Genomic DNA, 4,710 nt, shown 5'->3' with positions numbered 1-4,710 from the left:
TGCCGTCATGCCGGGATGACGAATGTTTTGAGAGTTGTAACTGTTCAGCAGTGCCACATCTGCGTTGTTATCGGCCTGCTCATGTGCGAAAAGCACACATCGAAAGCCGATGCCTAGCATCTGCGGCACTCCAGAACAGTTCCGGTTCCGGGCTTCGGCACCTTTCTGGGTCTGAAGGTGGATAGTTACGAAAAAGCGGGAGTTATTTCGTGACGGCTCCTAAACAATCACAAGCAATGAAAATCCGGGGCTTCGGCTGAAGTAACGCCGTCTTTCAGGTCAAATATCGGGGAAACACACTATTATGAATGGACCCCTTCTGCTGACGCTTATCTGGATCATTCCCTTTATGATTGCCTTGGCTTGCCTTCCAGTGCGCCACGATAATCATCGGCTGATCAAACTGTTTTCCCTGTTTGGCAATTTCATCAATCTTGCCCTGGTAATAATCCTGACAGTGAAGTTCATCAATGTCGTCGAGTCAGCACAGGCGGGGAACAGTTCCACTTCCAGTATTTTCCATTTCACCTACCAAACCTCTTGGTTCAAGATCATGAACATTGACTATAACATCGGTGTTGATGCTATCTCTGTGCTGATGATGCTGCTCACGGCCATCGTCATTTTTTGCGGTGTCCTTGCCAGCTGGGAGGTCAAGGATCAAGCTAAGGAGTTTTTTATTCTGCTCAACGTACTGGTGGCTGGTGTCTATGGAGTTTTTATTTCCATCGATCTTTTTACCTTCTTTATGTTCTACGAAATCGCGGTGCTACCTATGTACCTGCTAATCGGCCTCTGGGGCTCCGGCAAAAAAGAATACGCCGCCATGAAGCTGACCCTGATGCTGGTTGCCGGATCGGCCTTAATCTTGGCCGGAATCCTGGGGCTTTACTTCGAATCTGGCATCTCAACCTTTGACCTGGCAAAGCTCTCTCAATTACGATTTTCCGATTCATTCCAGTATTGGGCCTTCCCAGTTATTTTCTTAGGATTTGGAGTGCTCGGCGCCATGTTCCCCTTCCACACTTGGTCTCCTGACGGTCATGCCTCGGCCCCAACAGCAGTTTCCATGCTCCATGCCGGAGTCCTAATGAAACTCGGCGGCTATGGCTGCCTGCGGGTTGGTATTTACTTGATGCCCGAAGGGGCACAAATGTGGATGGGAGTTTTTCTGGTATTGGTGACAATTAACGTGCTGTATGGCGCTTTTGGAGCTCTTCGGCAGACCGATCTGAAATATATCACCGCCTATTCTTCCGTCTCCCACTGCGGCTTGGTGTTGTTCGGCTTCACGGCCATGACGTTTACCGGACTGAAGGGCGGAGTCCTGCAAATGATCTCGCACGGCCTGATGACGGCACTTTTTTTCTGCCTGATTGGCATGATCTACGGTCGGACTCACACCAGAACCGTCAGTGAGATGGGGGGATTGATGCAGGTGATGCCATTTCTGTCAGTGGCCTTTGTAATAGTCGGCTTTGCCGGATTAGGTCTACCCAGCCTTTCCGGCTTTGTCGCTGAAGCCAATGTCTTTGTTGGCTCTTTTGCCAACCCTGCCATCATTAACCGAGTGTGTACGGTGCTGGCAGTGCTCTCCATTGTGGTGACTGCCGTCTATATTCTGCGCGCAGTCAATGCCTTGGTCAACGGTCCTATCGCCCCTAAGTTTACAATGCTCTCCGATGCCACTACTCTGGAAAAGGTACCGGTATCAATCCTGCTCTTCTGTCTCTTTGGCATGGGTATCATGCCAGGCTGGATCATTACACTGGTCAATGACGCGATACACCCTATTTTCAACAACCTAACACGGTGACCACATGACACTCCTGCTACCTGATTTTCTCCTTTTGCTTTTAGCAGCCATAGTGATGACCGTTGACCTCATCCGGCTCCAACCTCTGTCAACTGCCTCTTTCCACTTGAGTTGGACAGGACTGCTCGCTATTTTTCTAGTGCTGACAACGCTGCCCTACAACCAAGAAATCATGTATCTTGGCACCTATAAAGTGACAGGAACCTCCCTTCTCTTCAAACAGGTTTTTGTATTATCGGCACTCTGCACCGTCCTGCTTTCGGCAAGCTATTTTGCTCCAAGGGGCAATGCCAGAGGAACACTCAAGTATCGCAGCGAATTTTATTGTATCATCATGCTCTGTACCTTCGGCATGTTTGCCGTGGTCTCGGCAACCGACTTGCTAACACTGTTTATCGGCATGGAACTGGCTACCATCCCCCTCTACATCTTAAGTGGCTACCAAAAAGAAGATTCACTTTCGGTTGAGGCATCCACCAAGTACATAATCATGGGATCGCTCTCCACCGGATTTTTATTGTTCGGCTACTCTTTTCTCTATGGTTGCGCAGGTTCGTTAAGCTTTGAAGCTCTTCTTGCCTTTACTCAAAGCTTCCCGTCTGATCCGCTCCTGAGGCTTGGCGTCTTATTCGTTTTAGCGGCAATCGGTTTCAAATTGACCGTCTTTCCCTTCCACATGTGGGCTCCAGACGTCTATGAAGGCTCGCCCACCCCGGTAACCGCCTTCATCTCTGTTTCCTCTAAAGCGGTAGCCATCGCCTTTCTGCTGATCCTGGTCTATGGGCCCTTGGCTCCACTTCATGACTATCTGCAACCGATTCTGCTCCTCTTGGCCGGAGCCACCATGACAATCGGTAACTTGGGAGCCATGAAGCAAGCAAGATTGCGCCGTTTCATGGCTTACTCGTCCATCGCCCAGGCAGGGTATATCCTCATGGCCATGGCAGGTAAAGCCGAAACGGCTCGATCCTCAATCATCTATTATTTGTTTGTCTATGCTGCCGCCAACTATGCCATCTTTTTCATCATTAGCATTGTAGGGCGCGACAGAAGTGAGGATTTTCGATCTCTCCAAGGAATGGGCAAGAAAAACCCAGCTCTTGCTGCGGTTTTAATGCTCACTATTTTTTCATTGAGCGGGATTCCGCCATTGGCAGGTTTTATGGGGAAATTTCTACTCTTTGCCTCTGCCGCCAAGCAAGGCTTCTATGGCATGGTAATATTTGCAGCGCTCAACTCGACCGTATCCTTGTATTATTATCTTCTACTGGTCAAAGAGGCCTATATTATCCAACCTGCCGCAAGCTCCAAACCACTCGTCATCGACAACGTCCAGCGGACAACCCTGGCGTTGCTTACTGTAACTATGATTATTCTGGGGTTGATCCCGATGTTCAGCACCTCGATCTTAGCGGTGGTTCAGTAGATTTTGCCTAAGTCCGACAAGCTCCTAGTTTATCCAAAAAAACAGCTAATCAACATCCAACTGTTTATTTTTCTTACCTTTTTTGTCGGAATCGCATTGAATAAAACTTTAGGCTATCTTAATGCCCCTTTCCCATCGTTTCAACCGAGGAGAATGAACAATTATCTAAAATTAGAACTCGACAGCCAATTGTACCGTGCCTTGGCTGTTGTCGCTGGCATCCTGGAACTGCTGATACAGGTATTCGACCGTAAAACTGGTCGAATCAAAAAACCTGTAGAGCAGCGCGGCGCCATACTCATCCTGAGAGAGGAATGTTCCGGTTTCGTCGCTGCCACCGTACCGCAAGGCAACTTCACCTCCTTCGCATACCAATATCGCAGCCTCCAGATTCCAGGCCTCCGGTCGCCGGTTTTCCAGATCAGTGAAACTAAAATCAGCAGCAGCAAAATCCTTGACTGCGCCAAGGTACTCAGCATCAAAAAAGAAACTATCGGCATAGGCAAAACTAAAAAAGACGCTCCACCCACCAACCATATCGGCCACATCACCAACCGTCTCAGCCTCAAGGCTATCACTGGTTGCCAAGTTAGACAGATACGACACGCCACCGCTTAAGGACAACTCGTCTTCGTTGGTCGTGGGCACGAAAAAAACTGCTGAGGCCACAGCGCTGTTAATGTGGTCACTCTTGCCAGCCTCCTTGACTTTCCCCTTGAAACCGCCAACCTTAAACTCCGCGATATCATTAGCATACCCTGCGACCACGGCCGTATCATTGGTCTCTCCAAGCACCAGAGTCCCAGGATCAGAGATAAAATGACTCTCAAACCGTCCAAAAGGCACATATAACCGACCAACTTTGGCATACACCGGAGTATCATCACTGGCTGTCAATGAGACAAAAGCCTCATCAATAACGATAGTGTCATCCCCACCACCCTCTTCATACAGGAACGCCAAATGTCCACTCACATATTGATTAAGCTTTGCATCGACATTCAACTGGGCTGTCGCTAACGCCAGATCGCTGCTCTTGGTTTTGGTCCCATCGGCCTTTTTCTCTTGAGAAACTACCATTTCGGCTTCAACCAACCCGCTTAAACTCAGCTTGCCATCAAGGGCCTCTATCCCCTCTTTTTTACTCTCCATCCTATCAACTCGATCGGCAAGGCTCTGCACGCTGTGACGATGGTCATCGACCACAGGAGAAGATGCCACCATTTTCCCTTCCAACGCCTGAGTAAACTCAACCGCCTCACTTTCAGTAATGACTCCCTTGGCCTTCAACAAATCAAGCAACATTGATGTTTCCGGGGACAAGGCCCATGACTGGCCACCCCCGCCCAGCAAGATACCACTCAATACCGCAACAATACTCAACACCTTTGTCATAGCATATCTCCAGTTTGTAACCACTATTCTCTCTGTTGATTACTCTATCCAACGTCACTGCGCTTCCCATACC

Annotated in this window: 3 protein-coding genes; 2 read left to right on the top strand and 1 reads right to left on the bottom strand. The window is 49.0% G+C overall.

What is annotated here, in order from left to right; all coding sequences use genetic code 11:
- The first annotated feature begins 304 nt into the window (after positions 1-304).
- Positions 305-1,816 carry an NADH-quinone oxidoreductase subunit M gene (locus FP815_11970; GenBank protein ID MBA3015648.1) on the top strand — a complete coding sequence of 504 codons (1,512 nt, stop codon included), beginning with the start codon at positions 305-307 and terminating at the stop codon, positions 1,814-1,816.
- A gap of 4 nt (positions 1,817-1,820) precedes the next feature.
- A complete protein-coding gene (locus tag FP815_11965; protein MBA3015647.1) occupies positions 1,821-3,242 on the top strand; it encodes an NADH-quinone oxidoreductase subunit N in 1,422 nt (473 codons plus the stop codon).
- 171 nt (positions 3,243-3,413) lie between these two features.
- Here FP815_11965 and FP815_11960 read toward each other — a convergent pair whose 3' ends face one another.
- Complete coding sequence (locus FP815_11960) at positions 3,414-4,637, bottom strand: LbtU family siderophore porin (protein ID MBA3015646.1); 1,224 nt, start codon at positions 4,635-4,637, stop codon at positions 3,414-3,416.
- Positions 4,638-4,710 lie beyond the last annotated feature (73 nt).

This window comes from Desulfobulbaceae bacterium, assembly GCA_013792005.1.
In the GTDB taxonomy this organism is placed as follows: Bacteria; Desulfobacterota; Desulfobulbia; order Desulfobulbales; family VMSU01; genus VMSU01.
The sequence above is the reverse complement of the archived record's forward strand: the minus strand, read 5'-3'. Positions and strand labels throughout refer to the sequence as shown.